This is a genomic window from Pseudidiomarina marina (assembly GCF_044807045.1).
Classification (GTDB): Bacteria; Pseudomonadota; Gammaproteobacteria; order Enterobacterales; family Alteromonadaceae; genus Pseudidiomarina; species Pseudidiomarina marina.
Genome location: NZ_CP085233.1, coordinates 1688252 through 1706045, shown reverse-complemented (window position 1 = coordinate 1706045; position 17794 = coordinate 1688252). Strand labels below are relative to the sequence as shown.

The window sequence follows — 17794 nt, the reverse complement described above, 5'->3', positions numbered from 1 at the left end:
TCATGGGCGCGATAGAAAGGAGATTACTTATATGCGCATTGTTGCCGCAGCACTACAACCAAAGATTGATGAATGGGCGAATCAGCGCCCTACGGCCACGTCACCGAGTGCACTCGTTGGCCAACAGCGGGCCTTATCGGCTCTACAACAAGCGTTAAGCATTGCCGGACGTTATGCCCATGGGTTTGTTGTAACACCCGCAGGTATGCGCACCTACGACGTTCTCAATGAAGTGGAATCGAAACAACAATGGCTCCATGCAAATAAGTTCGATTGGGTTTACGTTGCCAACCCAGAATCAGCAAATGAACCATTGTGTGTCAACTTACCGTGTGGCAAAGCGAATGATTTTTTAGTGAAATTGTGGGAGCTGTTGCAAGCTGATGTATCAGTACGAGCGCCGTTGCGTGATTTCATTCTAGAAACCTTTCCGAGCGATCGGGTTGCCAAATACATTGAGCTAATAATTGATAGAACGTTCGATGATTTGCCTGGCTCTGAATTGGCAACGGTTATTGTATCTCATGATGAAAATGAACCCTTTATGTTGTGCGATCGGGTCACTGAAGCGAGTCTCTTCGGTAGTATTCGCTTACAGAGTGTTGAAGGTACTATTTCGTCAGATTTGCATCTAATAGAAGCCGGAGCGGTTTTAAAGGCTAACGGTGGCGTACTCGCCATTGATGCAGAAGAACTGCTGATTCAACCAGGGTTGTGGCGCAAATTAAAGTATATTTTACGCACCAGCGAGTTTCATTGGCCGCAGCCAGGCGACGCAAATATTGCGGCATACTATCAACCGGAACCTATTCCGGTTCATATCAAAGTGTTATTGCTTGGTGAGCGCGATATCTACGCGCAGCTTCGTGAACTCGATCGCGATTTCGACAATTTATTTCCATATTTAGCTGATTTCTCGAGTCATTACTCACTACAAAATGCGCCATTAGCCCCCTACTTTGATTATCTCAGTTATGTTGAGCGAGAGTCTGCAGTGTTGCCTTTGGCTGCAGACGCGTATGCCGCACTATTTAAATTTGTGACGCGAATTACCGATTTTCAAACCGAACTATCACTCGACACCATTGCCATTATGCAGCTCATGCGGGAAGCCTGTGCAATTGCCCAAACTTCTGCAAGCAAAGAGATTTCGGCCAGTCATTTACAACAAGCGCTAAAACAACGTCACGATCGCGATGGTTATATTGCCGAGTTGAGTCGCCGTGCGATTCTAGAGGGACAGGTTTATATTGCTACCGAAGGCGAAGTTGTTGGACAAATTAATGGTTTGACGGTGATTACTGCTGGTGGTCACGAGTTTGGTGAGCCAACTCGTATAACTGCAACCGTTCATTATGGTGATGGCGACATTATCGATATTGATCGAAAATCCGAGCTTAGTGGCAGTATTCATACCAAGGGGGTCATGATTTTAAGTGCTTATATTGCCAACGTATTTGCCCGCAATGAAGCCATGGCACTGTCAGCAACAATCGTCTTCGAACAGTCCTATCATGAAGTTGATGGCGACAGCGCCTCACTGGCTGAGCTTTGTTGCTTATTATCAGCACTTGCAGAAGCTCCTATTCAGCAAGGTTTGGCGATTACCGGCGCGGTTGATCAATTTGGACGTGTGCAAGCCATTGGTGCAGTGAACGAAAAAATTGAAGGTTACTTTGAATTATGCCGAACCCGCGGTCTAACCGCTAAGCAAGGCGTTATTATTCCCGCTGCTAATTTGAGTCAACTCAACCTTTCTGACGAAGTGATTCAAGCAGTGGCTGATAATAAATTTCATGTTTATGCCATTGAACACGTTGGTGAAGCGCTCGAATTATTGACACAAACTGAGCAAAAACAATTATATGCGCGCATTGAACAACGCTTAAACGAGCTTCAACAAATTGAGCGTGAAGTGCCGTGGTGGCGGCGTTGGTTCAACTGAAAATACTTGTCGGACTTGTTAAGCGTACACGTGTTCGCTAATCTAGCGCCTATCTGTCTCACTCGATAGGCGTTACATTTGTGAAACGCAACACTCAACAAGGTATTTATGAAACAATCTAGCTTTACTCGTGAAGAGCTACTTGCATGCGCTCGTGGCGAAATGTTTGGTCCAGGCAACAGCCAACTCCCCGCTCCTAACATGTTAATGATGGATCGTGTTGTCGAAATTACTGAAGACGGCGGCGCGTATGGTAAGGGTTTTATTCACGCTGAGTTGGATATTACACCTGATCTTTGGTTCTTCGATTGCCATTTCATTGGTGATCCAGTGATGCCAGGTTGCTTAGGCCTCGATGCCATGTGGCAGCTTACTGGTTTCTTCCTTGCCTGTCTTGGTGGCCCTGGTCGCGGGCGTGCGCTTGGTGTTGGCGAAGTGAAATTCACTGGTCAAATTTTACCGACTGCGAAAAAAGTCAGCTATTTCATTGATATGAAGCGTGTTTTGAAACGCTCTTTGTATATGGGAATTGCAGATGGTCGTGTTGAAGTTGATGGTAAAACTATTTACACCGCGAAAGATCTTAAAGTTGGGTTGTTCACCGATACCTCAACATTTTAACGAGCATTAAATGTTAAAAAGCCCGCTCTGCGGGCTTTTTTGTAATTTTTATTTACCTTGGGGTGTTAGCGAAATAAACCGCCGCCTCGCGCTTCCATCGCATCGCGCCAACCGCCTAACCACTGGGACCGTATGTCTTGATTCTGGTAGGGACATAGTTCTTTTGAACGACCAGATACTCCGGCTTTAAAACCTTGTGCGTGCGCACGTTCTAGGCGATCGCGTTTTTGTCGTTTCATAATTCACTTCCTCGTCCAGTTTTTGTTCGTGTGACTTATTAAGAAGAGCGCCGAACATTTTCTCTGAGAGAGTTCTTTAATTTTTCATGACGCTCTATTTAATAGATAGCAATTCTGTACGGGAGTTCAAATTAAAAAAACGGCGTATTCCAGAGCGACTTTTTAAGTCGATGAAAACACGCCGTTTATTAATTATTGGCTACTTAGAATAACTTGTTTAGTTAGCTTTCAAATTTGCGTCTAAGTGTAATAAGACCGCCAATCAATAACATAGATAATATACCCCATGGGGTTGTAACCGCACCTTGGCGTACGATTTTATCCTCATCACTTGTACAGCCAGTAAATTCCCCACTCTCAGGGTTTAGTATGAGTGTTTCGGCTACCTGCTCGCTTTTTACCTCACCATTTTCATCGGTATACTCGCGTTCTTTGGTTGCAGTTACCAAAATTTGGTTTTGTTCATTCACAGAATCGGCTGACACAATAAAATAATCCGAATCGCAACCAATCGCTTCGTTAAGGTTAATCAAACCCTGATCTGGATTATTTAAATCAAAGTAATAGCCAACTCGACGCCGTGCGGAATCAATTTGCGTATCAATTTCCGCGCTACCGACGATGATTCCTTGATCATTAATGGCATTCGGATAGGTCGCCGAACCAACAAACAAGGTTGGTAAGGTTGTGAAGGTCTCATCGGTTACTGAATAAGTGAACGGAACAGCGCGACGTGTTCCTTGAATATTTTGTAGCACATAGCCAATCGCAATATCGTCATCGTTGATATCGGTTGCTGCACCCCAGAAATAATCTTCGCTTGTTGTTACGGCGCGTGTTTCACCATTCACAAATATTGCTGGCATTTTAATACGACCACCAACTGCTGGTTCATCACCATAGTAAGTCCAACTCTGACCAACAGCGATACCGTTATTATTCACCGCAAAAGCGTATGTAGACCAATGAAAGTCATCACCTTCTATACGCTCCATTAATGGTGCGTAAGTGGTCTCACTAATAACAGCGCCCTGCGCATCTAACTGCCATACAGTGGCATGCATATCGTACATAGAGCCATTAGTGGCAAGTTGTGAACCGCGGTTTGATAAATTACTCGCGGTACCACTTTGATAAGTATGCCAGGCACTCCACATGCAGGTGTACGGTGTCGTCGAAGCCGATGTGCTTGACTCTAATTCTGCACAGGTTTCAAGACGTGATTGGGCTTGCGGTGTGACAGCGACACTTTGAAAACCAACGGCAACATTGTTTTCATTAATGTCGAATAATCCAGATTCGCCACCTAATGCGGTTTGTTCTGCAGGTTCAAGCAACTGATAATTTGTCCCATCGTACCATAACGCCCGGCTCGTAAATTCTCGCTGAGCATAGTTAATAGTTACTGGATCAGGCGTTTCACCGCCCTCTTCTGCCTCTGGCTGAAACGTATGTTCGAAGCGTGTATAAGGCGCCGACGCAATTCCTACGCGAACATTATTTTGATTGAGGCCTAAAAATTGATGGTCAGCCGAGTTTTGTTGACTTGATGAAGCATTACCGGCGCTATTTAATAACGCTGGTAACGAAGTGGATTGGCCGTCATAGTCACCGGCAAAATTAACGGCAATACGCAACGTTGAAAGCGAGCCGTTAATCCGATCATCAAGTCGTTGAACGAGAGCCAAGTACTGTTCATAGGTCAATTCATCGGTAGTCGGATCAAACTCGGTTGAAATCCCTGCATCGGCTAACAACGCTTCACTAATTAAGTCGAAATCGAGTTCGGCCGCCAAAGGTATACGCATGTGTAAAGCGGCTAAGCCTTGATCATTTATCGCGACGCCGTAGGTGTTTTGAACCGAATCCGGCGTAGTAATTGGCTGAACGGTGTAGTTTTGCGCTGCAGCAGAAGCGCCAATTGAAGAGGCGATTGTTGCTACAAGTATCTGGGTTTTAAACTGTTTCATAGATGGCTTAACTGCTCTCTTGTTGTAAATTTTCTAATTCATCCCAGCGTTCTAACGCTGCCATAAGCTCATTCTCTAACTCACCTAAACGCTCTAGTACAGGCGCTGTGACGGTGTGTGGCTGATTATAAAAATCAGGATTATTTGCTTGTTGCTCTAATTGTTCTTGTTCTTGTTCAAGCGCAGCAATACGTTCCGGCAACATTTCTAATTCGCGTTGCAACTTGTAGGATAACTTTTTCTTTGGCTCAGCAGAAGCCCGAGGCTTCGAATCTGGCTTGTCTGACCGAGCTTCTATTGCTTTAGTTCCCTGCTTTTCTTTTAGATAATGATTAATTTCAGCGAAGCCACCAAAAATTTCGGTGATAACACCGTCGCCTTCGAATAAAAGCACACTGGTTGCCGTATTATCAACAAATTCTCGGTCGTGACTAACAAGAATCACCGTACCTTGATAATCAGCTACTATTTGTTCTAATAACTCTAACGTATCAATATCCAAATCATTGGTCGGTTCATCGAGAATCAGGAAGTTACTTGGCTGCAAAAATAGTCGAGCCAATAACGCCCGATTCCGCTCTCCGCCGGACAAGGCTTTCACGGGCGTGCGAGCTTGCTTGGGTGAGAATAAGAAGTCTTGTAAGTAGCTTAGGATGTGCCGTGTTTTACCGTTATAGGTGACATCTTGCTTGCCATCACCAATATTTTCGGCAACTGATAGCTCCGGATTTAATTGTGCACGATGCTGATCAAAATAAGCGACTTCAAGATTAGTTCCACGCTTTACGGAGCCTGAGTCTACCTGTTGTTGACCCAGTAATACTCGAATTAACGTACTTTTACCGCAGCCGTTTGGTCCAACTAACGCGAGCTTATCGCCACGCTGTAAGGTCAAATTAAAGTCTTTGAGGATGATCTTGCCGTCGAAACTAAGTTGTAAGTTCTCCCCTTCAAACACTAACTTACCAGAACGGTTGGCTTCTTGAACAGCAAGCTTGGCCGAACCTTGTTGCTCGCGTCGAGCTTGCCGTTCTTTTCGTAAGGCTTGAAGAGCTCTCACCCGCCCTTCATTGCGTGTACGGCGGGCTTTAATGCCTTGGCGGATCCACGCTTCTTCTTGGGCTAACTTTTTATCAAATTCAGCGTTTTGATTGGCTTCGATTTCTAAAAGCTCTTGTTTTGCTGTGAGATATTTATCGTAATTTCCTGGAAAGCTAGTCAAATTGCCGCGGTCGAGATCAATGATACGTGTGGCGAGATTACGAATAAAAGCACGATCGTGACTGATAAATAACACCGCGCCACGAAACTCTTTGACCATTGATTCAAGCCAAGTGACCATCTCAACGTCCAAATGGTTAGTTGGTTCGTCAAGCAACAACAAATCAGGATTAACAACCAAAGCCCGTGCAAGTGCTACACGCCTTAGCCAGCCGCCAGACAACGAATCCATGGTGGCATCTTCTGGAAGTTCAAGTTGGCTCAAAATACTTTCAATTCGTGATTGTAGTTGCCAGCCGTCAGCGGCCTCGATTGCAGTTTGTAGCGTTGCCATACGTTGCAAAACAGCATCATTATCAGGCTGTTCATTTAGCTCAAGTACAGCGTGATGGTATTGCTGAAGCGTTGCCCCAATATCTGCTAGGCCTTCTGCCACATAGTCATAGACCGATTGCGGGGAATTTGCAGGAGGATCTTGTGGTAAGCGAGCAACAACGGTATCACCAACAACCTGAACCTCGCCATCATCAAGTAATACTTCGCCGGCAATTACTTTTAATAATGTCGACTTACCGGCCCCATTACGACCGACAATACAAACACGTTCGCCTGATTCGATAACAAGATCCGCATGATCAAGAATCGGATCATTACCAAAGGCGAGCTGTGCTTGATGTAAACGAACTAAATTCATGTCGTTAAAAAATCCTCTAGCGGTTGCTGAAACGGCCAACGCAACTCGGCGTCATCATGAGCACGAATTAATACTGGAATTAACCAGGCATATTCTTCTTGAAGGTCTGGCTGTTCGCTTATATCAACGATATGCAACCGAATTGGCTGTTCCGGCTGTGCTTGATGCAATAGTTTTAATGCTTCATCGCAAAGTGGACAATTCGGTTTCGTTAATAAGTAAAAATCAGTCACTTTGGCGAACCTTGAATAAATGATGGATGCCCTTGTGACGTGCAAAATCTGGTGAAATCGAGCGTTGTGTTAAGTCTTCAACAACTAAATAGGCTTCCGCTAACAACTCTTCATCTAACTTAAAGCGACGTTTGTTATTTGAAAATAAAATCACGCCGTTATCTTTCAATAAACGAGCCGCTAACTTAAGTAGCATCACGTGGTCGCGCTGAATGTCGAGAACATCTTCCATGCGCTTTGAATTCGAAAATGTTGGTGGATCTAAGAAGATAACATCGTAACGTTGCTGCGGCCGCTGTTCACGTAACCACTGCATGCAGTCGGCTTGAATGAATTGGTATTGTCGACCAAATAACTTGTTTAGCGTGAAGTTGCGCTGCCCCCATGCTAAATATGTCTTTGATAAATCGACAGAAACAACTTCTTTAGCACCACCAAGCGCGGCATGAACAGATGCCGAGCACGTATATGCGAAAAGATTTAAGACCGACTTGTCCTCGCTGATTTTACCGAGCTCTCGTCGAGCCCACCGATGGTCGAGGAATAAGCCAGTATCCAAATAATCACTTAAATTCACCTCAAACTGAGCATTGTACTCGTGCACAATGCGCACTAAACCTCGAGGTTCTTGTTTTTGATACTGTTGCTTGCCGGACTGCTTCTGACGAACCTTTAACGTCATATGTTCCGCCGAAAAAGGTAGTTCTTGAGCCAATGTGTCAATCAAATACCATAAACGATCTTTGGCTACCGCCTCCGGGATGTCTTTAGGCGCCGCATACTCTTGAATCACTAAACAATCATCATAAACGTCGACAGCCGCGTTGTACTCAGGAAGGTCAGCATCATATAGGCGCCAAGCGTTAACCCCTTCTTTTGCCGACCATTTTTCTAATTTTTGCCAGTTTTTCTTAAGCCGGTTAGCTAAATCACTTGATTGCGTTTGAGTAAACTCTGGTTGCTCTTGTGTTAAGTCATATAGGGCTAAAGTGGTCTCAATTGCGCCATTAAATAGCTTATATTTTCGGTTACTACGCAATTTCATACGTTTAAGAAGGGTATCGTCACCTGCAAGTACCCCAACCTGCCAACCATGGAAATGTTCGCGCAACTGCGCGCCGAAACGACGATATAACAGCAGTGTTTCAATCTCTTCGCCTAAACGCTCGCCGTATGGCGGGTTACAGATAAGTAACGGCGTTTCACCTGCCCTTTCAGATAGCTCGCTCGGTGCGGTTACTTGCTCGGCATTCATTCGCTGCCATTCACATAAGTTTGCGATTCCGAGTCGTGTTGCGTTTTGCTCAGCAATGGCGAGCATCTTCGCGTCATTGTCATAACCAATAAACCGTGCATCAGCCTGAGCTAAAGCCGAATCGAAACGCTGTTGTGCATCAGCACGAATTTGTTGCCAGATGGTCTCGTCATGCTTAGCCCAGCGCTGGAAGCCCCACTCTGTGCGAGTTAAACCTGGAGCGCGATCAAGACGAATCATCGCGGCCTCTAGCAACAAAGTTCCCGAACCACAGAATGGGTCGAACACGAGATTCGTTTTATTCGTCATACCGCTACGCAGAACAACCGCAGCCGCGAGCGTTTCTCTTAATGGCGCGGTACCTTGTTGTTGGCGATAGCCTCGTTTGTGAAGGCTCTCACCCGCCAAATCGAGATACCAAGTTAATTTTTCTTTTTGAATGTGAGCGTTGATGCGAATATCTGGTAATTCTTTCGATACATTTGGTCGCGGCAATCCTTGCTCACGAAATCGGTCGACGATACCGTCCTTTATCAGCTGCGCGCCGAATTGAGTGTGACGAATTTCGTGATTACGCCCACTAAAATCAATAATAAAGGTTTGATCCGCTCTGAATATGTTTTCCCACTCTGTTTGCGCAACAGCTACAGGAATATCCTTCGCATTCTTAATAAAGGTTTCGCCAAGCGTTAATAGCACGCGGTTCGCAAGGCGAGTCCAGATGCAAACACGATAAGCATCAGCAAGCTCACCCTGAAACCAACAGCCGCCAGCAGTTTGCCGAACTTCAGAAACGCCAAGTTGGGTTAATTCATCAAATAAAAGAGGTTCAAGACCTTTGGCGCAATTTGCGAATAAACGAAATGAAGTTGACTGTGTGGTCATGGATGCATCTAAGTTATGTAACATGGCGCTATTATAGCGAACTCACAGCCATGTGTATTGCGTGAATTGCTGGTTTATTGGGCGGTTGAACGTGAATCGTCTATTTAATAAGCGAACGGTTCAATCAGTGCTTGCGTTTACCTAGAGCAAGCTATAACATGCGCAGCATCGGACGCGGGGTGGAGCAGTCTGGTAGCTCGTCGGGCTCATAACCCGAAGGTCGTAGGTTCAAATCCTGCCCCCGCAACCAATTTCCTGAATACCAAAAAAGATATGAGCTATTGGATATTTGATATTAGCTAAAATCAAAAACAAACCCCAACTTTCTAATATCTCCCAAACTAATATCTAATATCTAACAGCTAATATCGCTCTCGCTTTTCGATCTTCCAGTTTTGGTGGAGAGTGGCTGGATATCCCTCATCTCCCAACGAACGCAAATACTCAATCAATATATGCTGTATTTGATCAGGGCTACTATAAATAATTTGGCTACCATCTAAATCCGCAATGTCACCACCACCATTGGCACGATAGTTATTCGTCACCACCGCGTATTTTTGTTCATTTATGATCTCGGGTAAGGTTTGAACCCGCTTTCCTATTGGTTGGCTTGGGTCAATTTGGTAGTTAATTCCGCTAAATGTGTCGAATTGATAAGATGGGACGTCTGTGTTTATCCAGGACCAGTGATCCTCGGTAGTACCTAACTGCAATGCTGACGCGGCATCTTCAAACCAAGCCTTCAGCGTCGCTCCCGTCACGACGACAACATCTAAGGTATTTGGGTAGCGGTATAAATCGCCGATATCGCCGAGTGTCACCGCTCCTGCCTCAATTGAGGTGAAGTCATCTGATGCCGAAAGCGCGGCGTTAAACGGCGCGACCGCACTTAATCGAGGTAATTCTGTCCATGATTGCGCATTGGCTTGTGCGTAGCGATCAATATACCAAAGTTGTGCATCATGAATCAGCTGCATTGCCAAGGTTGGTTCAATGCGTGCCAATTGTTGGCTCAACGTTGCTTGTGAGTGCCCAATAGGCTGCTGCATAAACGCTAACGTCGCTTGGTGTGCAGGTTTTAGTTGATTAACGAGTAACTCGTCGCGCGAAGAAGTCACGCGTTCAACTTTGGCTGATTTCGATTGAACTTCCCAGCGCTTAAGTTGTTCGGAGTAATTGACGACAAAATTAATAATACCAAGGTGTTCTCCATGTACACCGGGTTGTACCGCGGGAATACCAAATACTGTGCCGTTTTTGCTATCAACTTGATCTAAGCCGTCGTAAACATCAGTTCCTGGAAATACTTCATGTTGGTGACCAAATATAATGCCATCGATACCATCTATCTGGGCAAGTTCCCACACCCCCTGCTCGCTATCACCACCTTCACTGGTATGTTTCGGCATGCCTGTATGAGCCACTAGAATGACAATGTCAGCACCGTCATTCCGAGCTGCCTTAACAGCGCGCCGTGCTGCATCATACATTGGTTCGACGCTGACATGGTTGGTTAAATGATGAGTATCCCATTGCATAATTTGTGGTGGGAGCACACCAACCAAGCCAATATTTATTGTGTTCGTCGATGACGCATTTGGAGCTGAACTGTTGGTCACAGTTTTTGGAATAATCACATAGGGCTTATGAAGCAAATGTTGCTTGGCAAAGGATGAATTTGAATGCAGGTTAGCACTTAAAATAGGAGCTGAAACGCCGGCGTAGGCACGGGATAAATATTCAAGACCGTAATTGAATTCATGGTTTCCAAGGTTAACCGCATCATATCCCATGCTATTCAGCAAGCTGGCCAAGGGTAACTGCTCCTGCATTTTGGCCGCTTCAACCATGTAATCAGTGAATGGTGAGCCTTGAATTAAATCGCCATTTTCAATCAACACACTGATATCGGCAGAAGCTCTTGCTTGCTCGATTAATACTGCGGTGTGCGCTAAACCTTTGGCTTCAGGCTGCTGCGAAAAATAATTAAAACCCGTGAAGTGGCCATGAACATCACTGGTAGCCAGTATTCGAAGTGTTATTGATTCAGCATTTACAGCGGTACTGGCCATACAACAAATCCCAGCAACTAAATAGCGATACCACATGGCTAATTAGGCTTGTCGCAATGTTTCGGTGGTTGATTTAGATTGATTAAATGCCGGTTGAAGACGATTCGGCATTACTTTAATCACATCAAACTGTCGTAGCGATTTAATATCTGAAAGCGGAAACAGTTCAGCCAATACCATACATTCAACAAACTCACCTTCAATTGAACAGACCGCGCAAAGAACATCGGCTAAACCTGAGTTTAGGCGCACTAACAAGCCAACTTCTGGCTCATGGTCGAGCGCAACTTCAGCGGTTTGAAAATACCAACTTTGTGGCATCTGCGGACGCCCATAGCGTTGATAGATGGTGTGATTAAGAGCTGCTTCAAACATAACGTTAGGCGATAAACGTTGCGAAGCTTCAAGTGCATCGTAAAAACTTTGAAAAGTCGCTGCATCTTCCATCGAAAATGCAGCATTCATAGCGTGCAGCGGCACCAATCGCGAGGCTTTGTAAGGGGCGATATGAATCAGCCCTTGTTCAAGCTCAATTTGCAATTGTTGCTGGTCTGGATCGTAGACCCATCGCCATTGCGAAGTTGCGTGCACCCTATTTCCTTTTTTATTACGTTGTTAGATAACAAATAAAATATCGAAATACGGTGTTATTTACAAGGCATTCACAACATCGCGAATTAAACGCGGACCATGATAGATAAAACCGGTATAAATTTGCACTAAGCTTGCCCCCGCTTGCAGCTTTTCCTGCGCGGCTTGAGCACTATCAATACCACCAACCGCTATGATTGGTAGCTTACCGTGAGCATGCTTCGCGATAACTTTAACGACATGTGTACTCGCATCAAAAAGAACGCGTCCGCTTAAACCACCCGCTTCATCTGCATGAGGCAATCCGGCAACGGCATCGCGACTTAATGTGGTATTGGTCGCAATCACGGCATCAATTTCGTGTTGAACAAGTGCATCGGTGATGGCGCGAATACCATCATCGGTTAAATCTGGTGCTATTTTTACCGCAATAGGGACATATTTATCATGTTGCTTCGCAAGCTGCTGTTGTTCTTCTTTTAAAGCAGCAAGAAGTTCATGCAAAGCGCTACCGTGCTGAAACTCACGCAATCCAGGCGTGTTTGGCGATGAGATATTCACGGTGATATAGCTAGCAAGCGCATAAACCTTGCGCATGCAGTGCAAATAGTCCTGTACCGCTTCGGCTTCCGGAGTGTCTTTATTTTTTCCGATGTTAATACCTAGCACACCTTGGTAACGAGCCAATTGCACTTGCTCTACAAGGTGATCGACGCCAAGGTTATTAAAGCCCATTCGATTGATGATTGCTTCTTTTTCAACAATACGGAATAAGCGAGGCTTCGGATTTCCAGGCTGCGGACGTGGTGTGACGGTGCCAACTTCAATAAAACCAAATCCCATTTGCGCAAATGCATCAATGCACTCGGCATTTTTATCCAAGCCAGCTGCTAAACCGACTGGATTTGGAAAGTTAATTCCCATCACGGTGACCGGTTTGGCATGAACACGTTGTCGCCATGCCAACGAAAGCGGCGTGTGAGCAAAGCGTTTTAGCATACCTAAGGTGAGGTCGTGTGACTGTTCAGCATCTTTACTGAACAGCCACTTGCGCATCAATCCGTACATGTTATGCGCTAACCGAAGTGCAATTGTGGTTCAACAACATCAACTCACGCAATGCAACAGAGAACTTGGCAAACTCGTGTGTCTTCGTTGTACGGAAATCAGAAAGCATCACTAACCAACGGTCTACAAACACCTTGTTGTCCGACAACCAAGACTCAACAATTTCGTCTGCATCTTTCTTCGCGTCTGCGGCTTTCAGCATGCTCATGGTTAATGAACGTTGTTGCCAATCCAATTCCTCACGAAATGCTGCGCGAGCCAGCGCTTGCCAATGGTTATCAACTGGCTGGCTGTTAATTTGATCTAAGAACCAGTGCAGTGATACGCGCGAGCCAAGTTTGAAGTAAGCTTGTGCGACGGTACTGACTTTGCGTCCAGTTTCATTGGTAATGTCAGCGATATCCAACGCTGAGAACAAGGTACTTAGTGTACCGATGTTATGTGCCAATTTCGCTGGAACCCCTTGCGCTTGCAGCTTGTCGATTTGTTTTTCGATTTGTGCACGCTCATCGTCAACCAAGTAATTCAGAACATTTTTACGCAAGTCATCAAAACTCGCTTTGTAAAAATCCAAGTGCTCTTGGATTGTCGTTAAATTCGGGTTGCGGTGACGCAAGAACCAGCGGGTAGCGCGACGAACTACGCGACGTAACTGGAACAACATATTGTTTTGAACATCGGCAGGAATCTTATTGTTTCCTGCTTCGATTTGCTCCATTAAACCACGCAAATCAAAACATTCGCGGGCAACAACATAGGCTGAGGCAACTTCAGCTTCGGTCGAGCCGGTTGCGTCAACTTTGCGATAGACAAAGTTAGGCCCCATGTCGTTCACAATATTGTTGGCTAAGCGTGTCGCAATAATCTGTGCGCGCAACGGGTGGTTTTCCATTGCTTCAGCGTACTTCTCTTGCAATGGTTTCGGGAACGCATTGATAAGCGAGCGAGCATGGAAAGGATCCGACATGATCGCATCGTCCAGCAATTGTTCTTTTAGAACCATTTTGCCGTAAGCCGTAATCACAGCAAGTTCTGGGCGAGTAAAGCCTTTACCTTGCGCTTGACGTTCTGCTAATTCATCGTCATCTGGCAAAAATTCAAGAGCACGGTTCAACTGCCCTTCACGCTCGAGGTGATGAATAAAGCGTTGTAGTTCTTTAATCTGATCTGAACCACGAATGGCCGTAACAGAAATAGACTGTGATTGACGGAAACAATCTTTAATCACGATCTGCGACACTTCATCTGTCATGTCATAGAGCAACTGATCGCGCTGTTTACGCGTTAAGTCACCGTTTGCTACTAAACCGTTCAGCAAAATCTTGATGTTTACTTCGTTATCCGAACAGTCAACACCACCCACGTTGTCGATAGCATCGGTGTTGATACGACCGCCATTGCGAGCGTATTCAATACGACCTAGTTGAGTGAAACCTAAGTTACCGCCCTCGCCGACAATTTTCGCGCGTAATTCTTTACCATTGACGCGCAAAGCATCGTTGGCGCGGTCACCCACATCGCTATCACTTTCTTTTACTGATTTAACGTAGGTACCGATACCACCATTCCATAGCAAATCGACGTTTAGCGTGAGTAACGCTTTGATCAATTCATTTGGGGTAAACGATTTCTTCTGAGTGTTAAATAGCTTTTTCATCTCAGGAGAAAGCTCAATTGCTTTCGCGCTGCGAGAGAAAATACCGCCACCTTCAGAAATCAATGATTTATCGAAATCTTCCCACGATGAACGAGGCAATTTAAACATCCGCTCACGCTCAGCGTAGGTTTTTTCAGCATTCGGATTCGGATCCACAAAAATATGCATGTGGTTGAATGCACCAATGAGACGCGTATGCTTTGACAACAGCATGCCGTTACCAAATACGTCGCCAGCCATGTCACCAATACCCACCGCGGTAAAATCAGTGGTTTGACAGTCGATACCAATTTCACGGAAATGACGCTTCACGGATTCCCAAGCACCACGTGCTGTGATCCCCATCTTCTTATGGTCATAACCAACTGAACCACCAGACGCGAAGGCATCACCCAACCAGAAGTTGTACTCGGCAGAAATGCCGTTGGCAATGTCTGAAAACGTTGCGGTACCTTTGTCGGCTGCAACAACCAAATAAGTATCGTCTTCATCATGGCGTACAACGTCTTTTGGTGGAACGATTTCACCGTTGACGATGTTGTCAGTAATATCAAGCAATGCGCGAATAAACGTGCGGTAGCACGCTTTGCCTTCTTCAAAGAACGCTTCGCGCTCTTCCGGCAAATGTTTGCAGAAGAAACCACCCTTCGCACCAACTGGCACAATCACGGTGTTTTTCACTTGTTGTGCTTTTACCAAGCCCAAAACTTCGGTGCGGAAGTCTTCGCGGCGATCTGACCAACGCAAACCACCACGCGCAACTTTACCACCACGCAAGTGCACACCTTCAACCCGAGGCGAATACACGAAAATCTCGTATTTAGGTAATGGCAACGGCATTTCTGGAATCATCTCAGGCATGAACTTCACTGAAATGTATGGTTTTTCTTGCCCTTCAGCATCACCCTGGAAGAAGTTGGTGCGCAGTGCAGCCAAAATCAATTCAACATAACGGCGAATGATACGATCGTCATCGAGGTTTGCGACGTTCTCTAATTCAGAACTGATACGCGCTTCCAACGCCTCAATTTTCTTGTTCCGGCTCTTCTCTTTCGGGTCAAATTTCGAGTAGAACAATTTAACAATTAACTTCGCAATCAACGGATATTTGCTGAACGTGCTTTCAATATAAGACTGACTGAACGTTGTACCGATTTGACGCATGTATTTAGCGAACATACGCAAGATAACAACTTGACGTCCGGTTAAACCGGCGCTTAATACCAAGCGGTTAAAGCCATCGTCTTCGTAGTGACCATCCCAAACTTGCGCAAAGGCGTTTTGGAAAACGTCACGGCTTGCTTCTAAATCTAACTTCGCGTTGCTGTGAAGCATTTGGAAATCAAGAATCCAAAATACACCGCCATCGGAGGTTTTAATTTGATACGGGCTTTCACCGATAATGCGCAAACCAAAGTTTTCCAACATTGGTAGTACATCAGATAAGTGAATCGGCTCGTCTTTATGGAATAACTTTAAACGGATCTTTTTGCTGGTTTCGTTCTCTTCACGTGAACGATAAAACAGCATGCCCAATTTATGATCGTCATCAAGTGCTTCAACTTGCGCAATATCGGCAATCGCTACCGATGGAAGCACATCTTCTTTATAGGCACGCGGAAAGGCGTTAGCGTATTTTTTGTTTAAGGCATTCGCTTTTGCTTCGCCAAATGTACTACTTAGAATGCGCTCAAAGTTATCTTCCCAAGTACGCGCCGCTTCAATAAGATTCTGTTCAAGTTCTTTCACGTCAATGTCCTGTACGTGTGCGCCAAGGCGAACGGTGTAATGCGTTCGAGCCAGCGATGATTCTGAAAAATAGGTAGTAAAATCGACTTCGCTTTCACTCGCGAAAGTACGCGCAAGAATTTGCTGTGTTTTTTGACGTAATAACGTGTTGTAACGCTCTTTCGGTACGTAAACCATGCATGAAGCAAAGCGTCCAAAAATATCGCGGCGCACGAATACGCGGGTCATGTCACGCTCTTGCATTTGCAAGACGCCAAGCCCTACTTCAAGCAAGTCATCTTCAGGCGCCTGAACAATTTCATCGCGCGGATAAGTTTCTAGAATATTTAATAGTGCTTTTGCCGCATGTGAGTTTGGCGCAAAGCCTGACGCTTCCATAACACGGCGGATCTTATCCCCTACCATTGGTACGTCGCGGGCGCTATTGTTGTAGAAGCTACTTGAGTACAAACCGATGAATCGATCTTCACCAATTACTTTGCCGTTTTTATCAAAGCGCTTTACGCCAATGTAATCACAATAAGCAGGACGATGAACACGTGACTTGGTATTTGTTTTCGTCAGTAACAAAATATTCTCGTCAAACGTCATATCTCGCGCTATTTCTGGTAGCGATGATACTAAACGGTCTTTATTAGTTGCGCTTTTACGCATTAAACCAAGGCTTGATTCAACGTTTTGACGAATGACGTAGTCGCCTTCAACCGGCTTCAAGTCGTAACGACGATAGCCCATCAAGGTGAAGTTGTCTTGCGCCAACCAAGCGAGAAAACGTTGCGCTTCTTTTAGCTGTTGCTGATCACCTGGATACTTGATGTCACTTAAGCTCTCAGCTATTTCGCTAAGACGCTCGCGCATGGGTAACCAGTCAGAAACCGATAAATTAATCTCATCCATCACCGAAGCCAGTTCTTTTTTCAATGTCGTAATGGCTTCTTTGCTGGTTTGACGGTCTACCTCAATCAAAAATACGGTGTCAACTTCGTTATCGTCATTGCGCGTACCAGCTTTCAATAACTCAACAATGTTATTATCCGCATCGCGTTTATGACTTATTGGTAAATGCAATAATAAATGTGAGGTGATTCCTAGACGTGACAGCGCCATACGAATCGAATCCACCATGAATGGACTATCGGATTGAATAATCTCGATAATGGTGTGGGCAGACTCCCAGCCATGCCTTGCTACTTCAGGATTATAAATTTTGATGAGGGCTTTCTCACCAGGAATATAATCATTGAAGCTATGCCATAAGCCCATCACCGCACCATACATGTCGCTGTCGTTGCGCAGCGAGAGATCATCCGGTGAGATATTGCGGAATAACCTCATCGCAAAATCGGAGATCAAATCGGCTCGACTGGTGGCTCGCTGCTGAATGAGATCAGCCACCTTCTGCAGTACAACGGGGATCTGGCCTTCGCCAAACGCATTCATGATGGTGTCCTTTTTACGTGATAGATATAACGAAGCGGCAACAATTACTTGGCGTAACTATCACCCAACGAAATAATTGCTATCATTGTCGGACATTTAGGTTGGTTATTCAATGCTTATTGTCATGAAAAAATCAGTGTTCAGACCACGA

General features: G+C 45.2%; 11 protein-coding genes and 1 tRNA gene. 3 read left to right on the top strand and 9 right to left on the bottom strand.

Annotated elements, in window-relative coordinates:
- Positions 1–31 precede the first annotated feature (31 nt).
- Entirely contained in the window at positions 32–1945 is a 1914-nt protein-coding gene (locus LG272_RS08040) for an AAA family ATPase (protein WP_126758828.1), read from the top strand.
- A gap of 108 nt (positions 1946–2053) precedes the next feature.
- Positions 2054–2566: a 3-hydroxyacyl-[acyl-carrier-protein] dehydratase FabA gene (gene fabA / locus LG272_RS08035; protein ID WP_126758827.1), complete on the top strand. Its 513-nt coding sequence runs from the start codon at positions 2054–2056 to the stop codon at positions 2564–2566.
- A gap of 65 nt (positions 2567–2631) precedes the next feature.
- Here the strand turns inward: fabA and rmf are convergent, their stop codons facing one another.
- The 5 genes from rmf to rlmKL all read right to left on the bottom strand — a co-directional run bounded on the left by rmf (position 2632) and on the right by rlmKL (position 9063).
- Positions 2632–2805 (bottom strand): ribosome modulation factor, encoded by a 174-nt coding sequence (gene rmf / locus LG272_RS08030; RefSeq protein ID WP_126758826.1) that lies wholly within the window; start codon positions 2803–2805, stop codon positions 2632–2634.
- A 221-nt stretch (positions 2806–3026) separates the two neighbouring features.
- Positions 3027–4775: a DUF3466 family protein gene (locus LG272_RS08025; protein WP_404407828.1), complete on the bottom strand. Its 1749-nt coding sequence runs from the start codon at positions 4773–4775 to the stop codon at positions 3027–3029.
- 7 nt (positions 4776–4782) lie between these two features.
- On the bottom strand, positions 4783–6690 hold the full coding sequence (locus LG272_RS08020; RefSeq protein ID WP_404407826.1) for an ABC transporter ATP-binding protein: 1908 nt from the start codon (positions 6688–6690) through the stop codon (positions 4783–4785).
- Positions 6687–6923 (bottom strand): glutaredoxin family protein, encoded by a 237-nt coding sequence (locus LG272_RS08015; RefSeq protein WP_126758823.1) that lies wholly within the window; start codon positions 6921–6923, stop codon positions 6687–6689. Before LG272_RS08015 ends, LG272_RS08020 begins: the two co-directional genes overlap by 4 nt.
- The gene (rlmKL, locus tag LG272_RS08010; protein WP_404407823.1) at positions 6916–9063 is read right to left on the bottom strand and encodes a bifunctional 23S rRNA (guanine(2069)-N(7))-methyltransferase RlmK/23S rRNA (guanine(2445)-N(2))-methyltransferase RlmL; all 2148 of its coding nucleotides are present in this window, start codon (positions 9061–9063) and stop codon (positions 6916–6918) included. Before rlmKL ends, LG272_RS08015 begins: the two co-directional genes overlap by 8 nt.
- A 173-nt stretch (positions 9064–9236) precedes the next feature.
- On the opposite strand from rlmKL, the gene LG272_RS08005 reads away from it, so the two are divergent.
- A tRNA-Met gene (locus LG272_RS08005) sits at positions 9237–9313 on the top strand.
- Between the two features lie 112 nt (positions 9314–9425).
- On the opposite strand, the gene LG272_RS08000 is transcribed toward LG272_RS08005, so the two are convergent.
- Genes LG272_RS08000 through LG272_RS07985 form a run of 4 tightly spaced genes read right to left on the bottom strand, consistent with a single transcriptional unit; the run spans position 9426 to position 17643 of the window.
- Complete coding sequence (locus tag LG272_RS08000; protein ID WP_404407821.1) at positions 9426–11138, bottom strand: 5'-nucleotidase C-terminal domain-containing protein; 1713 nt, start codon at positions 11136–11138, stop codon at positions 9426–9428.
- Between the two features lie 42 nt (positions 11139–11180).
- On the bottom strand, positions 11181–11729 hold the full coding sequence (locus tag LG272_RS07995) for a cell division protein ZapC domain-containing protein (RefSeq protein WP_126758820.1): 549 nt from the start codon (positions 11727–11729) through the stop codon (positions 11181–11183).
- 60 nt (positions 11730–11789) lie between these two features.
- Entirely contained in the window at positions 11790–12797 is a 1008-nt protein-coding gene (locus LG272_RS07990) for a quinone-dependent dihydroorotate dehydrogenase (protein WP_404407819.1), read from the bottom strand.
- Position 12798: 1 nt separating this feature from the next.
- Positions 12799–17643, bottom strand: a complete 4845-nt coding sequence (locus tag LG272_RS07985) for an NAD-glutamate dehydrogenase (protein WP_404407817.1) — start codon at positions 17641–17643, stop codon at positions 12799–12801.
- Positions 17644–17794: the final 151 nt, after the last annotated feature.